The organism is Maribacter sp. 2-571 (assembly GCF_050589625.1).
Lineage (GTDB): Bacteria > Bacteroidota > Bacteroidia > Flavobacteriales > Flavobacteriaceae > Pelagihabitans.
On sequence record NZ_JBNGOP010000100.1, the window covers coordinates 1 to 531 of the forward strand.

General features: G+C 60.5%; 1 pseudogene. It reads right to left on the reverse strand.

Features of this window, described 5'->3' with window-relative positions:
- Window positions 1-531 (reverse strand): annotated as a pseudogene (locus ACRD7P_RS21060) (gliding motility-associated C-terminal domain-containing protein); the annotation flags it as partial.

The following is a 531-nucleotide window of genomic DNA, read 5'->3' on the forward strand; positions in this document are numbered from 1 at the left end:
TATCCCGTCGTTATCGGCGTCCCTGTCGAGATGGTTCGGGGTCCCGTCCCCGTCCTTGTCGAACCCGGGCTGTACCGTTCCATTGTCGTCGCCCACGGTATCGTTCCCGTCGTTGTCGTCCAGATATGCTGGCACGCCGTCCATATCGTTGTCGGCATTGGGATCGCTCCCCCCCGATTCCACGATATCGGGAATCCCGTCGTTATCGTCGTCCAGGTCCACGGCATCGGTCACGCCGTCGCCGTCGGAATCCATGACCTCCCTGTAGTCCACCTCCGGTGTGCCGGTATCGTAGAGGTTGGGAAGATCGCTGGCCCCTCCGTTCTGGTCGTCGTTGACATCTACGGGCATACCGGTATCGTCCACGTCATCGAAAGTGTCGAGCAGTCCGTCGCCATCGGTATCGGTAAGGGTCCCGTTGTCGGAGAACCCTGCTTCAAGGGTGTCCGGAAGTCCGTCGTTGTCGCTATCGGTATCGATATAGTCGGGCAGGTCCTCCGCGGCGTCCCCATCGGTATCGGTAGGTTGTGT